Origin of the sequence: Enterococcus larvae, from assembly GCF_017830045.1 — a bacterium.
Lineage (GTDB): Bacteria > Bacillota > Bacilli > Lactobacillales > Enterococcaceae > Enterococcus_L > Enterococcus_L larvae.
On record NZ_JAEDXU010000001.1, the window covers coordinates 794,629 to 813,474 of the forward strand.

At 40.5% G+C, this 18,846-nt stretch carries 20 protein-coding genes and 1 other annotated feature (1 of these 21 only partly in view); of the genes, 2 read left to right on the plus strand and 18 right to left on the minus strand.

All coding sequences use genetic code 11. The features are described 5' to 3' along the window. Positions 1-149 (minus strand) — a binding site (T-box leader); it reaches 74 nt to the left of the window's first position. From I6N96_RS03785 to I6N96_RS03860, 16 genes are all read right to left on the minus strand, one after another. Continuing rightward, complete coding sequence (locus I6N96_RS03785; protein WP_209556149.1) at positions 147-890, minus strand: DivIVA domain-containing protein; 744 nt, start codon at positions 888-890, stop codon at positions 147-149. (Overlaps the previous feature by 3 nt.) A gap of 21 nt (positions 891-911) precedes the next feature. Continuing rightward, positions 912-1,694 carry a YlmH family RNA-binding protein gene (locus I6N96_RS03790; protein ID WP_209556150.1) on the minus strand — a complete coding sequence of 261 codons (783 nt, stop codon included), beginning with the start codon at positions 1,692-1,694 and terminating at the stop codon, positions 912-914. Between the two features lie 24 nt (positions 1,695-1,718). Beyond that, entirely contained in the window at positions 1,719-1,991 is a 273-nt protein-coding gene (locus I6N96_RS03795; protein ID WP_209556229.1) for a YggT family protein, read from the minus strand. 11 nt (positions 1,992-2,002) lie between these two features. Then, on the minus strand, positions 2,003-2,653 hold the full coding sequence (locus I6N96_RS03800; RefSeq protein ID WP_209556151.1) for a cell division protein SepF: 651 nt from the start codon (positions 2,651-2,653) through the stop codon (positions 2,003-2,005). A 13-nt stretch (positions 2,654-2,666) separates the two neighbouring features. Continuing rightward, positions 2,667-3,344, minus strand: a complete 678-nt coding sequence (locus I6N96_RS03805) for a YggS family pyridoxal phosphate-dependent enzyme (RefSeq protein ID WP_209556152.1) — start codon at positions 3,342-3,344, stop codon at positions 2,667-2,669. A 15-nt stretch (positions 3,345-3,359) separates the two neighbouring features. Beyond that, positions 3,360-4,622: a cell division protein FtsZ gene (gene ftsZ, locus I6N96_RS03810; RefSeq protein WP_209556153.1), complete on the minus strand. Its 1,263-nt coding sequence runs from the start codon at positions 4,620-4,622 to the stop codon at positions 3,360-3,362. Positions 4,623-4,648: 26 nt separating this feature from the next. Further along, positions 4,649-5,983, minus strand: a complete 1,335-nt coding sequence (ftsA, locus tag I6N96_RS03815; RefSeq protein WP_209556154.1) for a cell division protein FtsA — start codon at positions 5,981-5,983, stop codon at positions 4,649-4,651. Between the two features lie 148 nt (positions 5,984-6,131). Further along, positions 6,132-7,088: a cell division protein FtsQ/DivIB gene (locus I6N96_RS03820; RefSeq protein ID WP_245186819.1), complete on the minus strand. Its 957-nt coding sequence runs from the start codon at positions 7,086-7,088 to the stop codon at positions 6,132-6,134. Positions 7,089-7,202: 114 nt separating this feature from the next. Continuing rightward, a complete protein-coding gene (gene murG / locus I6N96_RS03825) occupies positions 7,203-8,297 on the minus strand; it encodes an undecaprenyldiphospho-muramoylpentapeptide beta-N-acetylglucosaminyltransferase (RefSeq protein ID WP_209556155.1) in 1,095 nt (364 codons plus the stop codon). Between the two features lie 9 nt (positions 8,298-8,306). Beyond that, entirely contained in the window at positions 8,307-9,677 is a 1,371-nt protein-coding gene (murD, locus tag I6N96_RS03830; RefSeq protein WP_209556156.1) for a UDP-N-acetylmuramoyl-L-alanine--D-glutamate ligase, read from the minus strand. 20 nt (positions 9,678-9,697) lie between these two features. Further along, positions 9,698-10,663, minus strand: coding sequence for a phospho-N-acetylmuramoyl-pentapeptide-transferase (gene mraY / locus I6N96_RS03835; RefSeq protein ID WP_209556157.1), 966 nt, complete (start codon positions 10,661-10,663; stop codon positions 9,698-9,700). Between the two features lie 29 nt (positions 10,664-10,692). Further along, positions 10,693-12,600, minus strand: a complete 1,908-nt coding sequence (locus I6N96_RS03840) for a peptidoglycan D,D-transpeptidase FtsI family protein (RefSeq protein ID WP_209556158.1) — start codon at positions 12,598-12,600, stop codon at positions 10,693-10,695. A 1-nt stretch (position 12,601) separates the two neighbouring features. Further along, complete coding sequence (gene ftsL, locus I6N96_RS03845) at positions 12,602-13,006, minus strand: cell division protein FtsL (RefSeq protein ID WP_209556159.1); 405 nt, start codon at positions 13,004-13,006, stop codon at positions 12,602-12,604. 160 nt (positions 13,007-13,166) lie between these two features. Continuing rightward, positions 13,167-14,120: a 16S rRNA (cytosine(1402)-N(4))-methyltransferase RsmH gene (gene rsmH / locus I6N96_RS03850; RefSeq protein ID WP_209556160.1), complete on the minus strand. Its 954-nt coding sequence runs from the start codon at positions 14,118-14,120 to the stop codon at positions 13,167-13,169. Positions 14,121-14,135: 15 nt separating this feature from the next. Next, complete coding sequence (gene mraZ / locus I6N96_RS03855) at positions 14,136-14,621, minus strand: division/cell wall cluster transcriptional repressor MraZ (protein WP_209556161.1); 486 nt, start codon at positions 14,619-14,621, stop codon at positions 14,136-14,138. A 137-nt stretch (positions 14,622-14,758) separates the two neighbouring features. Further along, positions 14,759-15,130, minus strand: coding sequence for a DUF3397 domain-containing protein (locus tag I6N96_RS03860; protein ID WP_209556162.1), 372 nt, complete (start codon positions 15,128-15,130; stop codon positions 14,759-14,761). Positions 15,131-15,311: 181 nt separating this feature from the next. On the opposite strand from I6N96_RS03860, the gene I6N96_RS03865 reads away from it, so the two are divergent. Further along, entirely contained in the window at positions 15,312-16,268 is a 957-nt protein-coding gene (locus I6N96_RS03865; protein ID WP_209556163.1) for a magnesium transporter CorA family protein, read from the plus strand. Between the two features lie 61 nt (positions 16,269-16,329). Continuing rightward, on the plus strand, positions 16,330-16,446 hold the full coding sequence (gene prli42 / locus I6N96_RS03870; protein ID WP_209556231.1) for a stressosome-associated protein Prli42: 117 nt from the start codon (positions 16,330-16,332) through the stop codon (positions 16,444-16,446). Positions 16,447-16,587: 141 nt separating this feature from the next. Here prli42 and recN read toward each other — a convergent pair whose 3' ends face one another. Both recN and argR read right to left on the minus strand, forming a co-directional pair. After that, positions 16,588-18,276, minus strand: coding sequence for a DNA repair protein RecN (gene recN, locus I6N96_RS03875; protein WP_209556164.1), 1,689 nt, complete (start codon positions 18,274-18,276; stop codon positions 16,588-16,590). Positions 18,277-18,295: 19 nt separating this feature from the next. Continuing rightward, positions 18,296-18,745 carry an arginine repressor gene (argR, locus tag I6N96_RS03880; protein WP_209556165.1) on the minus strand — a complete coding sequence of 150 codons (450 nt, stop codon included), beginning with the start codon at positions 18,743-18,745 and terminating at the stop codon, positions 18,296-18,298. Positions 18,746-18,846 lie beyond the last annotated feature (101 nt).

Sequence of the window (18,846 nt, forward strand, 5' to 3'; positions counted from 1 at the left end):
AACGCAATCACACGTCAGACTTTACTTGTTTTCAAGCCTGATCTTGAATAGAGGATCTTTCCGTTAGCAGGGTCCTGTCAATCTTCCACCGTCATTGACTCGCTTTAAAGAAATGCTATCGGCTTTTCTGTTCTATTCATTAGAATTTATTCGTCAGTTGAAGATTTACTGTCTAGAAACTCTAAAGATTCTGAAAGCTCTTCACTCAGTTTTTTTGCATCTTCCAAAGAAGAAACAGTAGTAGGTGCCGCTGTCGGCTCAACTACAGGGATTGTTCCTGTTGCATTCATCTCGTCACTAGTCAGTTCTTTAGAAAGAACTTCCTGAATCACAGTATGGCTATCACTTACATAACTTGAGAATGGTTTCAGCAAGTCATTCCATTCTTCACTTTTGACTTGTTCAAGCTGTGTTTCCAACATCAAATTCAAGCGTTGGTGGAACACTCGTGTTTTCTTCTTCAAATCATCTGTCTCAGCGGCAAGCTGTCTTGCACGATCCGTCGCTTCTGTAAGGATTTCAGAAGCCTTATCCTCAGCAGCTGTAATCAATGCATTCGAACGTCTCTCTGCATTACTTACCATCTCATTTGCTGTATTTTCAGCAGAAGTAACAATAACTTCTGACTCTTTTGTAGCACTTGATTTTACTTTATCAGCAGTATCCTGAGCCACGATAATTGATTGATTCAATGCATCTTTTAGTTCATTGAAGTATTGTAGTTTTTCTTCCGCATGCTTCAATGATTTTTCTAATTCACGGACTTTCTGAAGAGAATCTTCATAATCTTTTGTTACCTGATCAAGAAAATCATCTACTTCATCCTGATTGTAGCCTCTCATTTTCGTAGAGAAAACTTTATTCTGGATATCTAACGGGGTTAACGCCATAATTATTCACCTCATTGATTTTTATTTTCGCAGTACTCCCAATAACAAACGATATTTTTCTTTTTTCGTTTTGCCTTCTAACTCCTGTACCTGTATGCGGCCAAAGCCTCTAATCGATACAATATCCAACAACTCCAAAGGAAAATCCGGACGTATATTTTCAGCCCAGTTGATTTTGACCTTTCCAGATTCTATCAGCTGTTTGGAACGCTGTCTGGAAATGTTATATACTGTTGAAATCAAATTATCCAGCCGCATAGAGCTGACCGTCACTTGTTCAATCGTCCATTCGTCCTTAGGAACAATGATCTCCGTATATTTTCTTTCCTCTAGCCTTACAGCTATTTTTCCAATCTTGTCTACTTGAGCAATCACAAAGTTCATCGTTTCTTCCGCAAGAAACACTTGCCACTGTTCTCCATCAGAAATAATATCCCCAAAATACTGGCGTTTCATCCCAGTACTCATTAATGTTCCTAATATTTTTCCGTGAGAAAGCGATGTAAACTTCACTGGGTAGACGATTTCAATCAAATTGATATTAAAATCCTCTGTTGTCGGCTCATAATAATCTGGAAAAATCAAACATCTCTTTCTCTCAGCTTGTTCATACCCTCCATAAAAACGAAAAGACAGATCACTGTTCTGCCGAATGATCGTTTCAAGAATGTACGCCTGTCTGGGATCTAAAAATTCAGTTAAATAAGGAGCATATTGACTTTCGACTTTTTCAATCCAATCACCGGCGGAATCAATAAAAGGATGTTCATCTTTTCGAAAATGCTGATACACATTTGCATTCATAGATAAACCACCCTTCTTTTATTGCTAACCTATAAGTGACAAAATAATCATATTCAAGCCGCCGCTTGCCAAATTCAACACAATAATTCCTATCATTACATTAAAGCTAACCATTCCAATATTCAAATTTAATCGATCAAACAAACTTAAATAGGGCTCACACAACCTAGCGACCAATCGTCCCAAAAAGGAATCCTGAGCACCAGGAAACCATGAAAGTAATGCGTAGATAACCAATAAACCAGAATATATCTGGACACCCTTGTCTATAAGAAATAAAATCTGAAGAATAGCGATTACCTCCTAAACTAAAAATCAAACATTTGTTTTTTAGCTAATGATTGTGCTGTTGCACTGTCTATTTCCATATTTGGTGGTGTGCATAGGAAGATTTCATCCCCTACACGTTGAATATCACCATCTAAAGCATAAACTGTCCCTGTAAGAAAATCGACGATTCTTCTCGCTTGACCCTCTTCAATCAGATGAAAATTGATCAATACAGCTTCCTCAACAATAATATGTTTTGCAATATTCATTGCTTCTGAGTAAACTCTAGGTTCAATAATCGAAATCTTCATTGGCTCATCATAACGATTGCTCTCCCGTGGTACAGACGACGTATTAGAATTGCGCATGGAGACAACCTTTTTCTCATTGTATGATCTTGTCTGATGACTACCACTTGTTGGATTCTGATGTTTTTCTGTTGAACGATAACGAGCTGATGGTCTTTCTCTCAAAGGTTCTGAACCAGACTGTTGATATGTCTGCTGTTGGACAGTTTGCTGCTGAGGAACCGTCTGCTGCGCTCTCGGCTGTTGTCTTACACGCGGCTGTTGTCTCGGCTGCTCATTTACAGCACTTTGCTCTGAATAGCTTTCGTAGCTGTCATCATATTCATCTTCACCAGATAATCCAAAAAAGTTTGATAATGCATTCTTATTAAAAATTGACATAGATTCCCCTCCTTTACGCACCTCTAAATAATCCTCTGCCGACGCGAACAAATGTTGCGCCCTCTTCTACGGCTATAGAAAAGTCATTTGACATGCCCATACTAAGCTCCGTACACGGTGCATAGGACAGGTGCATTTCTTTTACCATATTCTGAGCATCTTTTAGCTCCGAGAAAATCTTATGGAGCTCCTGATCATCGGCATTCAAAGGTGCCATGGTCATAAGACCAACAACACGAATTTTATCCATGTTACTCAATTGACTGATAAAATCCTTTAATTTTTCTTTTCTTAGTCCATGTTTACTCTCTTCAGCAGAAATATTTACTTCAACAAAACAAGAAATTGTTTTCTGTGCCCGCTTCTGTATTTCCTCTGCTAAGCTCAAACTGTCCAAAGCATGAAAATAGTCGATGTCATTGATAACTAATTTTACCTTTCTCCGCTGTAAATTACCAATCAAATGCCACCTTATTGAAGAATAATCCTTCAAAGCAGCTTTTTTCTCTAATAATTTATCTACACGGTTTTCAGCAAAATCCTCAACACCTAGTTTCGCCAGCTGTTCAGCTGTCTCACTATCAACTGACTTTGTTACAGCAACTACCGTTACCTCTGATTCTGAACGATGGGCATTTTCACATGCCAGCTTGATAGTTTCTTTGATTTCATTCAAATTATCTGCCAGCATGTGTCATTGCCTCTCTTATCTTTTTCTTCTGAAAAACGGTGGTGTGTTCAACTCGTCATCACCATGAGAAGATTCTTCACGATGGAATGTTTCGAATTCTTTTTTATCTACGTTTTCAATCGTTGTTTCTTCAACCTTCGGACGCACGTTTTGTTCACGACGAATGTCCCAGTCTCCAAAAGCACTTGCTTCTTCCTGCTGTTGTGATTGTTGAGGCTGTGTATTTCTAGCCTGTTCCATATCCAACACAGGTGCCTGCTGAACAGATTGAATCTGTGTATTTGTCTGTCTTTGTCTTTGCGGACGGCGTTGTTCCTTTTTAGAAGGATCGATCCCAGTTGCAATAACTGTTACACGAATCTCATCGCCAAGATCTTCATTGATCGATGTACCCAAGATAATATTAACATCTCCGGTAGCAGCACTTGTTACGATATCAGATGCATCCTGAGCTTCAAACAAGGTCATGTCCAGTCCGCCAGTAATGTTCAGCAATACTTGCTCAGCTCCATCAATAGAAGTTTCAAGCAATGGAGAAGAAATAGCTTTCTTCGTTGCTTCGATCACACGGTCTTCACCGCTGGCAACACCGATACCCATCAAAGCAGTTCCTTGATTTTCCATAACTGTCTTCACATCAGCGAAGTCCAAGTTTACGTAACCAGGTGCAGTGATTAAATCAGAGATACCTTGAACACCTTGACGTAAAACATTATCTGCTTCACGGAATGCTTCAAGCATAGGTGTCTTTTTATCTACAACTTCTAATAATCGATTGTTCGAAATAATAAGAAGTGTATCAACGTTTTCTTTAAGGAGTGCAATACCCTCAGCAGCAAATCGGCCTCTCTTCGGACCTTCAAAGCTGAATGGACGAGTAACCACGCCGACTGTCAAAGCGCCTAATTCTTTAGCGATTTTGGCAACAACAGGTGCCGCACCAGTACCAGTTCCTCCACCCATTCCGGCAGTGATAAAAATCATATCTGCTCCCTGCAATGAGTCTGAAATAACTTGTTCGCTTTCTTCAGCTGCTTTTTGGCCTACTTCCGGCTGAGAACCGGCACCTAAACCTCTTGTATATTTAGGACCAAGCTGGATCACTGTCTCAGCTTTTGAGCTTTTTAACGCTTGAACGTCTGTATTCGCTGCGATAAACTCTACGCCCTTGACATTTTCTTCAATCATACGGTTGACAGCATTGCCGCCGCCGCCGCCGACACCGATGACTTTAATGACAGCGCCGTTATTGATGTTGTTATCTAAAGAAAATTCCATATTATCGTTTCCTCCTGTTTTAGTGATTAATCAAAGATATTTGAGAAAAAGTCTTTGATTTTTCCGGTAACTTTTTCATTTGATTCATGATTTTCAGCATTTTCATAATTAGTTTCCATCGGCTCATCCTGATAGTTTTCATAGGAAGCGGCCTCTTGCTGCTGTACAGATATCTGAGGAGCAGAAGGTGTCGATTTTCCTCCGGGAACTGCGCCTTTGGCAATGTGATAAATCTCCGGAAGCTGTGCAGAGTATTCAACAATACTGATAACATTCGTGAAAACAGGATTGCGTAGTCCCATATGGTTCGGCACATAAAGTTTCACGCCTGTATCAAAAATTTCCTGTGCCAAATCAACAACACCTGGAAGGCTTGCGCCGCCGCCGGTTAAAATAATACCGCCCGGCAATTCCAATGCATCGATCTCATCCAGTACTTCTTTTGATTTTCTGAAAATTTGCTCTACTCGTGCTTCGATCACTTCGGAAAGATAACGTTCATCAACTTTTACAGGTTCAGATTTTCCAATCACATCAACAGGAAACTCTTCACTTACAGATGTACGTTCAGGGAACGCATCACCATAGTTGATTTTCAATGCTTCAGCATTATTGAAGGAAGTGTTCAATACAATAGAAATATCTTTTGTAACAAACTCTCCGCCTTCTTGATTCACATGATTGAACTTTAATTGTTTATCATGCATGACAGCTGTCGTTGTTTGACCGCCGCCCATGTCGATAACAATGGTTCCAAATTCTTTTTCACCATCTGAAAGGATCGTCTCAGTCAATGCAAGTGGCGCAATGACCATTTCGTTCACAGACAGTCCAGCTTTTTCTACGCATTTTCTTGTGTTATGAATGATCGTTTTAGGCCCTGTAAAGACAACGCCCAGCATTTCAAGACGAACACCGATCATTCCGCGAGGATCTTTGATCCCTTCAAATCCATCGACAGTAAATTCCTGAGGTAAAATCGCAACGATTTGACGTTCTGGAGGAGTTGAACGAACCAAAGCTGCAGATGCCACATTTCGTACATCCTCATCGTTGATTTCTTTTGATTCACTGCTTACAGCAATCATTCCTTGGCAGTTTTCTACTTCCAACATATTAGCCGGCAAACCTACGTTAACACTCTTGATTTGAATCCCCGCTTTTTCTTCCGCCTGCCTGACAGCACGCTGGATCGCATTTACGGTTTTATCAATATCAACGATGATTCCTCTGTTTAAACCATCAGATTTCGCGTTTCCCACGCCAATTATATTCATTTGGCCTTCAATAAATTCGGCTACGACAACTTTTACTGATGTTGTACCAATATCAAGGCCTACATACATTCCTGTTTTTGCCATGAATGGGGTTCCTCCTCCTAATTAATCCAATATGTAAGCGAACCTATACGCTCGTTTATCTATTTTTTGTCAATACTCACTTCTTTCAATTCTACCATAAACAAGGGCTTTTTAGAAAGAAGATTCTACTATTTTCTAATTTATTTTTTTACTGTCCTTCTTCAGCAGTCAAAGAGCTGTCTGCTGTGCTTTCAGAAGTGTCGCTATTCTCTGTTTCTTTCTTATGGGAGTAAGAGAAAATTCCAACCTCCATATCGATCACACCGGGTTCTGTCATCTGTCCGGAAACCTGAGAGTAGTAGTTCATTTTTTCGACTAATTGAGAAATATTTACAATTACTTGGTTTGTGTCTTTCATATAGAGAGTAATCAGCTCTTTGTTGGATTCCGATGGCGAATACTTGATTTCTGAAATCTGTTCCTTCAACTCATCAGGCAATCCATTGTATGATTCCATCAATGATTTGATATACTTCTCATCTTCAAAATTAGCAAATACAGGCATTCCACTGATTGGATTATCCAGCTTGTCAGTCAATACCTTACCATTTTCTAAAATAGGATAGTAAAAACCATCCAGGTAATCAACTGCCAAAACCTTATACTCTTGTATAGTAATTTTGAAGCTGTTGATGCCATTTAGTGACACACTAGCTTGTTTAACACGAGGAAATTTTTTCTCAATATTTTTTTCATTAGCAGAACGGTCAAAATACTGCGTCCATAAAGAACCATCGATTGCCAATTTTGAATCGGTGATCACTGCCTGTGAATCTACGTTTTCGTTTCCTGTGACAGTTACGCCTGACAATTTACTCAATGGCGAAACGAAATAGCATAAAATCAAAATGGCAATCGCTGAAATCGAAATGATAAATGACAGCCGACGAATCAGACGCGTGTTCCGTACTTTTTTTACATTTGGCAGTCGGTCAGCAAAAGATTCGTAAGTACTCTGAGGGGTTTCCAGCTCATCGTTTTGATCCTGTGTTTCTTCAGCAAGCTCTTCTTTGACATTCTCTTCTTCGGAATCCGGCACTTCTTCCTTCTCTTCATCCGCTCTCTTTTCAGGATGCCAGATAGGTGTATCGCCTTGATTCCGCATATATTCCAGGTTTTCTTTCTGCCAAGGAGTCAGCTGAAGCTCATCATTCTCTGATTTATGCTGGTCGTTCTCTTTGTTGTCAAGATCCTTCTCACTAATCTTCTACACCTCCTGTCATCGTACAAGCTCCTCTACTACATGATAAAGACGTTCACTGGCATTGGGGATTCCTTCTTTTCTGGAATTCTCAGCCATCTTATCGTGAACCCCGTCATTCAACAGGATTTCTTCAATAGCAGCAACTAGTCGGGAACCGGTAAGTTCTTCATCACTGACCATCTCGGCAGCTCCTGCCTTTACCAGGCTTTGAGCATTCTTGGTTTGATGATCATTCGTGACATAAGGGCTGGGAATCAGGATCGAAGGAAGACCTAAAGCAGTGATTTCGGCAATCGAAGTTGCCCCTGCTCGTCCAACAATCAGTTGAACATTCCCCATGACATCTGCCATTTTATCAATATATGGTTGGATGCTCACATTTTTCAGCTTTCTTTTAGAAAGATTTAACTTTTCTTGAAGCTCTTCAAAATAACGTTCACCGGAAGCATACAGCACTTGATATGGTTTGTCTTCAAAAAAAGGTAAAGCCTCTAAAAAGGCCTGATTGATTTTTAAAGCTCCTTGACTGCCTCCGAAAATGACCACAGTCGGTTTATCAGTTTCCAAACCGTATTCCGCCAAAATAGCCGATTTTTGTACATCAGCTACCTCCTGCGCTCTCGGGTTACCAGTTAGAACAACCTTTTCTTCTGGAAAATAAGAAGCCACGTCCGGAAAACAAACAGCAACACGTGAAGCGAATTTGCTTAAAAACTTGTTTGTTACTCCCGGGACACTGTTCTGTTCATGCACAATTGTTGGTATGCCAAGCTGCTTCGCCGCAAAAACGACTGAACCTGAAACATAACCGCCCGTTCCTATCACTATGTCAGGCTGAAACGAACGAATGATTTTTTTAGCTTTTCCTATACTGGATAAAAAAAGATAGATTGTTTTGAAATTCTGAGGACTTAATGACCGACGAAATCCTTGGATCTTGATTGTGCTGAATGGAATACCGTAAGTCGGGACAATTTTGCTTTCCAATCCGCGCTCTGTCCCAACATACATGAACTCAGCATTCGGCTGTGTTTTTTTCACATAGTTGATAAAAGCCAGTGCCGGGTAAATATGTCCGCCTGTCCCTCCACCTGTTACTAGTATCTTCATGCTTTTTTCTCACTTTTCTTTTTGTTTTAGCAGCTGAAATGCCTGCATAAATTTCTCTCCGCGTATCTCAAAATTGGGGTATTGATCCCAACTTGCGCAAGCGGGCGACAATAAGATAGTATCATTTTTTTCCGAAAAATCATAGGCTTCTTTTACAGCCGTCTCGACATTTTCAGTTAAAACGATTTTCGTGATCCCAGCCTGAACTGCCGCTTGATACAATTTGTCTTTCGTCTCCCCAAAAAGAACGATTCCTTTTAGTCCTGTCAAGAAAGGAACCAACTCATCAAAATCGTTGCCGCGATCCAAGCCTCCCGCCAGAAGAATCAATTGTTTATTTTCAAACCCACTCAATGCCTTCTCTGTAGCCAGAATATTCGTTGCTTTAGAATCATTGAAAAATCTGCGTCCATGAAGCTCGCCGACATATTGGGTTCGGTGAGGCACACCTGTAAAGTTTTTCAAGGTCTCTCTGATTGCTTCACTGGAAACACCTTTTAATTTCGCCACAGCAATTGCTGCCAGAGCGTTTTCAATATTGTGACTGCCTGGTACGCCTAGTTCAGAAGCTTCCATTATATAGTCTTCTTTGAAATAGAGACTACCGTTACTAAAGTAAGCACCAGGAACCTTCTCTTCAATCGAGAATGGAACAATCGTCGCTTTCGTTCCTTCACTCAGCTGACGCAATTCCTCCTGCGCCCAATTCAGGATCAGATACTCTGAAGCAGTCATATTCATTTGCAGATTCCATTTCGCTTGGACATAATCCTCCCGTGTACCATGATAATCCAAATGTGCTTCATACAAGTTCGTAATCACAGCAATCTCTGGTTTGAAGGTGTCGATTCCCATTAATTGGAAGCTTGAAAGCTCCATAACCAATTCATCTGATGCGTCGGATTCCTGTGCCACCTGGCTTGCCGGAAAACCAATATTTCCTGCAAGGCGTGCTCTTCCGGATTCCCTATCTGCATTCAATAAAAGACCGATCATCGTTGTCGTCGTCGTTTTTCCATTTGTCCCTGTGATACCGATGATTGGACACTCAGCAACTTGATACGCCAATTCAACCTCTGTAAGTACAGGCAAGCCTTTTTCCAACGCTTTCTGCACTAATGTATTGGTATAAGGTATCCCCGGGTTTTTGACAACCATGGAAAAATCTTCATCTAAAAGCTCAATCGGATGTCCACCTGTAACAACACGAATACCCAAGCTTAACAAATCTTGGGCATCAGGATTTTGATCGAATTGTTTAAAGTCATTAACAGTCACCAGTGCGCCTAGTTCCTGCAGCAATCTAGCTGCACTTACCCCACTTTTTGCAAGACCAAGAACTAAGATTTTTTTGTTTTCATATGTCGTAATTTTTTTCATGATTAATCCCCTTCACTTCCTTAGAAAATAATCCAAAGCGTAATGGCCGAACAGATCAGACTTGTCAGCCAGAAAATGATGTCGATCTTCCATTCCGACCAGCCGCTCATTTCAAAATGATGGTGAATTGGAGACATCTTGAAAATTCGCTTTCCAAAAACTTTGAATGAAAACACTTGAAGCATCACACTAGCTGTTTCACAGACATAGACCAGACCAATCAGCAGAAGCGTCCATTCCTGTCTGAGAATGATTGAAATAGCGGCTAACAACCCACCTAGAGCCAACGAGCCGACATCTCCCATAAATATCTTAGCTGGTTTCTTATTGTATGGGAAGAAACCGATAAGACCGCCAATCACTGCTAGGCAAACGAGTACGACATCATACTGCTGCTGTTTCCATGCGATGATGGCGTAGGTTCCAAAGGAGATTGTTCCCAGACCCGAAACCAGTCCATCGATCCCATCAGTAAGATTGACTGCGTTTGAGAAACCCACCAGCCAGACGATGATGAACGCGCCATAAAAAATTCCCAATGGCAATTCAGCCACACCAAACAAATTTAAGCTGTCAGGCATATTATCCATTCGATAAACTAGATAGAAGACGATTCCGCCTAATATCTGACCAATCAGTTTCTGTTTTGAGTTAAGCCCCATATTTCTTTTCTTAAAAATTTTGATGAAATCATCTAAAAATCCCAACATTCCATATAACACTAAGATAAACAACAGGACCAACACAGAAGATGTTAATTGCTTCAACCATATTCCTGCAATCAAGGTTGTAATGAAAGCTGCAGTTAAAAAGACTGCTCCGCCCATTGTCGGTGTTCCTGATTTGACGTTGTGCCAAGTTGGGCCTTCTTCTCTCGTTACTTGCCCTTGCTTTTTCATTTGGAAATAGCCAATAAACATCGGCATGATCGAAACAGTCAGCGCAAAACTAAACGCTATGGGAATAAAAATCTGTGTCCACTCCATATTATCTCTCCTAATTCACTTCAAACTCATTATTCATTACTTTCAACAGCAGTTGTATCTGCAGCTGTCTGTGTATTAACATCGGTTTCTTTAATTTCCATCGCCAATTTCATCAACGGATTGGCTACTTCAGCCATTGCAACTTTACTATAATTTGTATTTGGCTGCTTCATTGTTATATAGAGGATATATTCCGGATTCTCCGCAGGAACCATTTCAACTACAGAGTAAAGGTAATCTGTTGCTCCAGTGTAGTATACCCCTGTTTCTTGATCAACGATCTGGGCTGTCCCTGTTTTAGCAGCAACATGATAGCCTGGTACTGTGTAGACATCATAAGCAATTCCGTAAGTCGGATCTTCAACAGTATCTACCATATACGTCCGTACATCGTTGACCGCCTGTGCGCTGACTGGCGTCCCAACTTCTTCTCGCTGCGTCACTTTTTTCTCCCCAGTTTGAGGGTCCACAATCTCGCGTATATACTGCGGTTTGATCATTGTTCCTTCATTAGCAAAGGCACTGAAGGCCTGCATCATTTGAAAATTAGTGACTGAAATTGCCTGTCCAAAAGCAGACATTGCCTGATCGACAGTGTTATCGCCTGGAATAGAACCTAATGATTCATTCTCCAAGCCGGAATTCGTTGATGCACCAAAGCCGAATTTTGTCAGGTACTCCTGCCATTTTTGCCCGCCCATACGTCGTTCAAGCTCAAGCATCCCCACGTTACTGGACCAAGAGATTGCCTGACGGAAATTCAAGGTTCCTTTTTCGCCTTTATCCCAGTCGTTAACAATTGTTTCATTTCCCGGCGTGTCATCAAGAACAACTCCGCCATAGGGATAAGCAAATGTTTCGTCCGGATTGAAAACACCTTCTTGAATTGCCGCAGCAGAGGTGATGATTTTGATCGTTGAGCCCGGTTCATATTTATCTTCCACCAGGATGTTACGCCACAATTCCAAGCCCTCTTTTGTTTCAGGGTTAAAGGAAGGTCGTTGAGACATTGCTACGATATCACCGCTTTTTGCTTCCATTAATACAGCTGTAACTTCCTTTGGCTCATATTTCTCTACCAAAGGATCAAGTAAGCTTTCCAACCGTGTCTGCAAACGAATATCCAACGTAGTCACGATATCCTGACCATCCTGTACTTGACTTTCTTCTACTACTGTTCCGGGAACTGGATTACCGCTCACGTTCTTCTGATAATCTATCTTTCCATCTGTTCCGCTCAGAATATCATTATAGGATTTTTCGATCCCCATCATTCCTGTCAGTCCAACAGACTCATCCTCCTGATTTGCCAAGTCTGTATAGCCAATAAGATGGGACGCAAAAACACCATTAGGATAGATGCGATCCGGATGATCTTCAAAATAGATACCTTCTATTTCTTGTTCTGCCAATGCCGTTTCAATATTTTGCTTTTGTTCCAAGGTCAAATTTTTACCATTCGATCCAAACTCAACTTGAAACTTTGTCGAACCATCTTCATTTGTACCACTATTCAGGTATTTCAACGCATCTTCCTTTGACAGCTCAGTGTTGCTCTCCAACACTGCTGCAATTGCATCGAAGTCCTTTTTCTGTGCATACAGCTTTTTCTTATCCTGACCTAAAAAGTCCTCTGAAAGAACAGCGTATAAAGAATATGAGGTCGCATCTTCTGCAATGACCTGACCATTTCTATCCAGTATCGATCCTCTTTTAGCTTTGATTACTGTACTGCCGTTGTAAAGCTCCTCGGTTTTTTCCTTCAACGAAACTCCCGCAACTTCTCCGGAGCCAATAATATAAGATAATCTGAATGCAAACAAAAAGAACAACCCAATACTTGTAGCAAATAAAATAATGCCTACTTTTTTGCGATTGTTCATTGGATTTAAATTCTTTTTACGAATAAACTGCTTTATTTTGCTTTTTACGCTCATATCAATTCACTTTCCTTAAGTTTCCATCATTTTCTGAAAGTCCCTGTTTTTCAGCAATATCTTTGATTCGATCTGCTTTAGATAGTTCATTTCTTTCTTGTTCAAGCTTTAAGGCTGTTTCTTCTTTTTGAGTAATTTCTGCTTGAGCATCAGTAATTTCATTTGTTGTTTGAACGATTGCCGTCCTTACCTGTATTGTAAATACTGCAATACTGATAACGGCTCCTAACAAAAGAACTGTTAGAAATTTTTCGAATAGAGAAACGTTTCTCAAACGTCTCTTAGGAGAGTAGAGCAAGTCATCAGCAGGTTCTGTCTTCTTCACAGGAACCTCTGTTTCGATCACGGCTTCGTCAATAATCTGCATGTTGTATTGTGTTTCGTCATATTTTTTCAACTCAGCCATGTCCTGCCCTCCTCGTCTTTTGAAATGTAATGTGTGCACATTACTTAATTGTGTAGTGTCAATAATTGTTACCTATATAAATTCGGATCAATCTGATCCGTTACTGAGAATGATCCTTGTTGAGCTATTTCTGCTCAACAGCTCGCTATTCTCAACAGAATTATTTCTCTTTTATTCTTTCTGCAATTCTCAATTTAGCGCTTCGTGAGCGGTTGTTTTCTTCCAGCTCTTCCTTGCTTGGCAAGATAGGCTTTCTTGTCACGACCTTCATCTCAGGCTGAAATTCTTCCGGTATCATTGGAAGGCCTGGCGGCAAATCTTTGACTGAACTGTACTCCTTGAACATCGTTTTCACGATTCTGTCCTCTAAGGAATGGAATGTGATCACACTGATTCGTCCATCCATATTCAGTAAATCAATTGCTTGCTCTAATGACTCTTCAACAACACTAAGTTCATCATTCACAGCGATACGAATCGCCTGAAATACTCGCTTAGCAGGATGTCCGCCATTTCTTCTTGCCGGTGCCGGGATTGCTGTTTTGATAATATCAACCAGTTCTCCTGTTGTTTCGATTGCACGTTTCTCACGAACCCGCTCAATCTCTCTGGCAATCTGCTTTGAAAATTTTTCTTCCCCATAACGGAAAAAAATCTTTATCAGTTCCTGATAAGAATAGTCATTCACTACCTCATAGGCACTTAGCTCCGCACTCTGATCCATCCGCATATCTAAAGGAGCATCTTTGTGGTAGCTAAATCCTCGTTCTGCTTCATCCAATTGTGGAGAGGAAACACCAAGGTCGTAAAGTACGCCGTCTACGCCGTACACACCAAGGTCAGCCAATCTGTCCTTCAAATAACGAAAATTTGATTTAACAAATGTGACCATCCCTTTGTCAACATATTCTTTTAATCGTTGCGCCGCAAAATCCAATGCTTTCTGATCCTGATCAAAAGCATACAGATGCCCGGTTTCATCTAATTGGGACAATAAATACTCACTGTGACCTGCGCCGCCTAGCGTACAGTCAACGTAAACCCCATTTTTCTTAATTGCCAATCCATCTACTGTCTCTTTTAACAGTACAGTATAATGCTGAAACTCCACCATCTATGCTCCTCATCCTTAAAAACCAAAATCAATCATTGTCTCTGCAATCTCATCAAAATTCTCTTCTGCTTCTGTTGAAAATGCTGCCCATCGCTCTTCGTCCCAAATCTCAATTCGATTGGAAACCCCTATGATGACACAGCCTTTTTCAAGCTTTCCATGTGTACGCAGCGTTGCAGGAATATTGATTCTTCCCTGTTTATCTACCTCACACTCTGTCGCAGCGGAATAAAAAAAGCGGACGAAAGTACGGGCATCTTTCTTTGCTAACGGCATTTCTTTCAACTTTTCTTCTAATATTGCCCATTCTGATAAAGGATAGCCAAACAGACACCCATCCATCCCTCTTGTAACAATAAACTTCTCTCCAAGTTCATCTCGAAGTTTGGCTGGAACGATCAATCTGCCTTTGGCATCAATATTATGTTGAAATTCGCCGATCAACATAGCTGATTTCCCCGCTTTTCCACTTGATAGAAACAGTCTACCACATTCCACCACTTTCTACCACTTAAAACCGGAAAACTTCCCCCAATTAGCTGTTATTTAAAAAGTTTGTAATATTTGACCTTTTTTATATTTCTAACAGAAAACGCAACCAACGTTTATATCCCGCGCTTTCTTTATTGATCTCCTAACTAAAATAGATAATGACCGATATTTGTCAAAATCAGAAACGCATAAACAAGAAGAACCAGCAAAAAGTTCAGACGCCAGAACATCTTGAAAAACCGACCATAGATCAATTCCCCGTAGTAATATGCTTGAAACAAAGCAACACAGATCCCTAATAATAAAATCGAGATAAACATATAGGGAATGATCGTCTGATTATAAGTATCCTTAGATAAGGCATGCAGACCGATCAGTAAAAATGGAATGGAAATATCCGGAGCCTTGATTTTATAGCGTTCCGCCAAATTTAATCTAGTAACAAGATAATTTGCCGCAAACAAAACGACAACCGGAAAAACATACCAAAGAAGCATAACAATTGAAAAAGAGACCATCCCAAACAATTCCTTTCATAACACTTGATTTAAATATACTTTATTTAGTTTACATACATGTTTCATTTCCTTTAAAAATTCATGCCTAAATAATACTATTTTACAAGGCAATCAGTTCCTAAACAAGTAGTATATAGCTTATAATGAAAATAGTTACCAAAATCAAAAGGAGGCAGCACCAGTGATCACTTATTTAAAAAGGGAAAACCAACAGTTTATTCATGAAAATACAGATAGCGACGAGGTCAAATGGATCATCGTAGAGTCTCCTGCACGTGATGAGATCGACCAGCTGATTTCCACCTATCATTTACCTTCTGATTATGTGACCAGTGTTCTTGATGAAAATGAAAAAGCACGATCTGAGGGTAACTGGCACGATATCAGTGAGCGTGCTGCACTGATCCTGATTCAATTTCCAAAGGCATCGGTCAGCCCAAGCGGCTATATGCAGCTGAATACGTACCCTCTCTCTGTCATTCGAACAAAAGAAAACAAGATCATTACAATCACTGATCAGTCTACTGATTTTATTGAAAAAGTCAAAATGAATGGCCTTCAGGATTCTGAGCTTTCGGTACACAGCACCTTGCTCTTCCGGCTGCTCTGGGAGATTTCAAAAAGCTTTAACGGCTTTCTTTCCAAAGTCATTGCAGAAATCGGCCACCTTGAAGGTGAATTAAAAATAGCTACAGAAAACAGCCAGTTGTATCAAATGATGGATATTCAAAAAAGTCTGGTTTATTTTGAGTCGGCTCTTTCCGAAAATATCAATGTCGTCAAACGTCTTTACGATGATAGGGAAAGCCCAGACTCATATGATCATCTTCCCCATCTGCATGATATTCTCGTTGAAATGAAGCAAGGACTGACAACAACCAGTATTCAGCTTAAGCTTGTTGACCAAATCAGCAATACCTTTTCATCCATTGTATCCAACAATCTGAATATCGTCATGAAGATCCTGACATCCTTGACGATTGTCCTGACGATCCCAACTATCATCGGCGGAGTTTACGGAATGAATATCAAGTTGCCTTTTGCAAACCGAGAAGATGCCTTTCTCTGGATTTTCCTTATCACATCGTTTCTTTGCGGTGCTGTCATCTATTTTTTAAAGAAAAGGAATCTTCTTTAATTTTTTTATTGCCTCCTTTTATAAAAGGAGGTAAAATGTAAAGAGGCAAAGGATGTGAATAATAGTGGAAAAGAAGAAAACCAGTACATTCTCGAAAGTCACAAAAGTAGTTGTTTGGCTGATGCTGATTGCCATTATCGGTTCAACGCTAGTCACCGTGATCTCGACTTTTAGATAAGAACAAGACAGAATTGTTTTACATAAGATGCTGTTTATTCCAATTTAAAAATAAACGATGGTGCAGCGATTTTTGTACTGCCCTTCGTTTTCCAAAGAAAAGCAGTTGGCTCATCAGAACCAACTGCTTTTTTATTGATGATCAACGTTTTTCCTTCTGAGCCATGTTCAGAAGTTCTTTGGCATGCTCCATCGTCAGAGGAGTGATTTCACTTCCGGCAAGCATACGAGCAATTTCCTTTGTTCGCTCTTCTCCGGAAAGCATAATCACACGGGTTTCTGTCCGATCAGCGATGATCTCTTTTGAAATGAAGTATTGATAGTCCGCAACCGCTGCAACCTGAGGTAAATGAGTAATACATAGAACTTGTGATTCACTTGATATCTGATAGATTTTATCTGCGATCGCCTGGGCTACTCGACCACTGACCCCAGTGTCCACTTCATCAAATACAATACTCGTGATCCCCTGTGTTTTTGAAAAAATTGTTTTCAACGCCAGCATGACCCGTGACAATTCTCCGCCAGAAGCAACCTTGACCAACGGTTTCAACGGCTCCCCCGGATTTGTCGTGATATAAAATTCTACCTTATCCAAACCATCCTCTGTCAACACGACTTCCGGCTGTTCCAGAAAGCGAACTTCAAACAATGTTCGTTCCATATATAGCCCTTTCAGCTCATCTAAAATACTCTTTTCAAGAGTTGCTGCTGCTTTTTTGCGTATGGCGCTAAGCTGATTGCCGATTTTTTCAACCTGCTGCTGCTTTTCTACTAATATTTGCTCAAGCTCATCTGCTTTCCCATCAAGCAGTCCATTTTCAGCAAGTTCTTCCGTGATTTCTTCATAATAGGACAAAACAGCTGCTACAGATTCGCCGTATTTTCTTTTGAGCTGACGAATCAGTTCCAGACGATTCTCTACTTCATCCAATCTGTTTTCATCTAGTTCCAACTGTCCCAGATGACGAGCCAAATCAGCACTAGCCTCCTGTAGTTGGTAGTAACCGTTTTGAACAGTTTCTGAAATCGATTGATAATCCGGGTCCAGCATTTCAATCGTCGCAAGTTCATTCATCGCATAAGCAATATTGTCCAAGCTGCTGCTTTCTTCACTGTTGATTGCTTCGTAGCTGCCGGCAAGAGCATCTGCGATTTTTTGAAAATTCGCTAACTTGTTTCGTTCATCGATCAGCGCTTCTTCTTCTCCCAACTGTAATTTAGCTTCTGCAATTTCATTACTCTGGAACTGCAGCATATCGATTCGCTGAGCGAAGGCCTTTTCATTATTCTGAAGATTTCGTACCTTTTTTTCCAACTGCCGATATTCCTGATAAGCCGTTGTATACGTCAACTTGATTTTATGCAATTCATTGTCGCCAAAATCATCCAGCATTCCCAGGTGTCTTTCGCTGTTCATCAGTTCCTGATGTTCATTCTGTCCGTGAATATCCACTAGAAATTCACCGATTTTTCGAAGCATGGCGATCGTGATGATCCGCCCGTTAACTCGACAGATATTCTTTCCTGATGTAAAAATATCCCGTTGCAGGATCAGCACATTTTCTTCTTGATCGATCCCCTGCTCATCCAGCAGTACCGCAAGCTCGGGATGCTCCGGCAAAGCAAACAATCCTTCCAAGGTACATTTTGAAGCGCCTTGCCGAATAAAGTCACTGGACCCTCGTCCGCCAGTCAACAGACCGACTGCATCAATAATGATTGATTTTCCAGCACCGGTCTCCCCTGTAAGTACCGTCATTCCTTTTTGAAATTCAAGCTCAAGTGAAGAGATTATTGCAAAATTCTTTACTGAAAGCTGCTGCAGCATATCTTGTCACCTCTGATCATCATAAGTATTTGAAAAATTCTTCTCTTAAAAATCGTGCGTCCTCTTCGGTCCGAGCTACCATCAAAATACTGTCATCATCACAAATCGTTGAAAAAAGCTGTTCTTTATATTGCTTTTCAATCAAGTCAGCAGATGCTTTTGCATTCCCCGGAATGGTATGTAAAACAACAAATTTCTCCATCTGATCAACAGAAACAAATGCTTCCTTCATCAGCTTTTCCAGACGCTGTGAGGTATTCTCCTTTGTTTCGACCGGTATACTGTAGCGGTAACGATTATCTGCCGAAGGGACCTTTACCAGCTTCATCTCTTTGATATCACGTGAAATTGTCGCTTGCGTGACTTCAACGCCTTTTTCCTGAAGTAAGGCAACAAAGTCCTCCTGCTTTTGTATATTATTGTCTGCAAGCAGACGTGCGATCATTCGATGACGATCTTTCTTCCTCATACTAAACTACTCCTTTTCAGGTTCATTTCCTTTTTATCATAGCCTATTTTTTTCTCTTTTTAAAGCAATAAAAAGTGCTTTTCTAATTTTTCACGATTCTA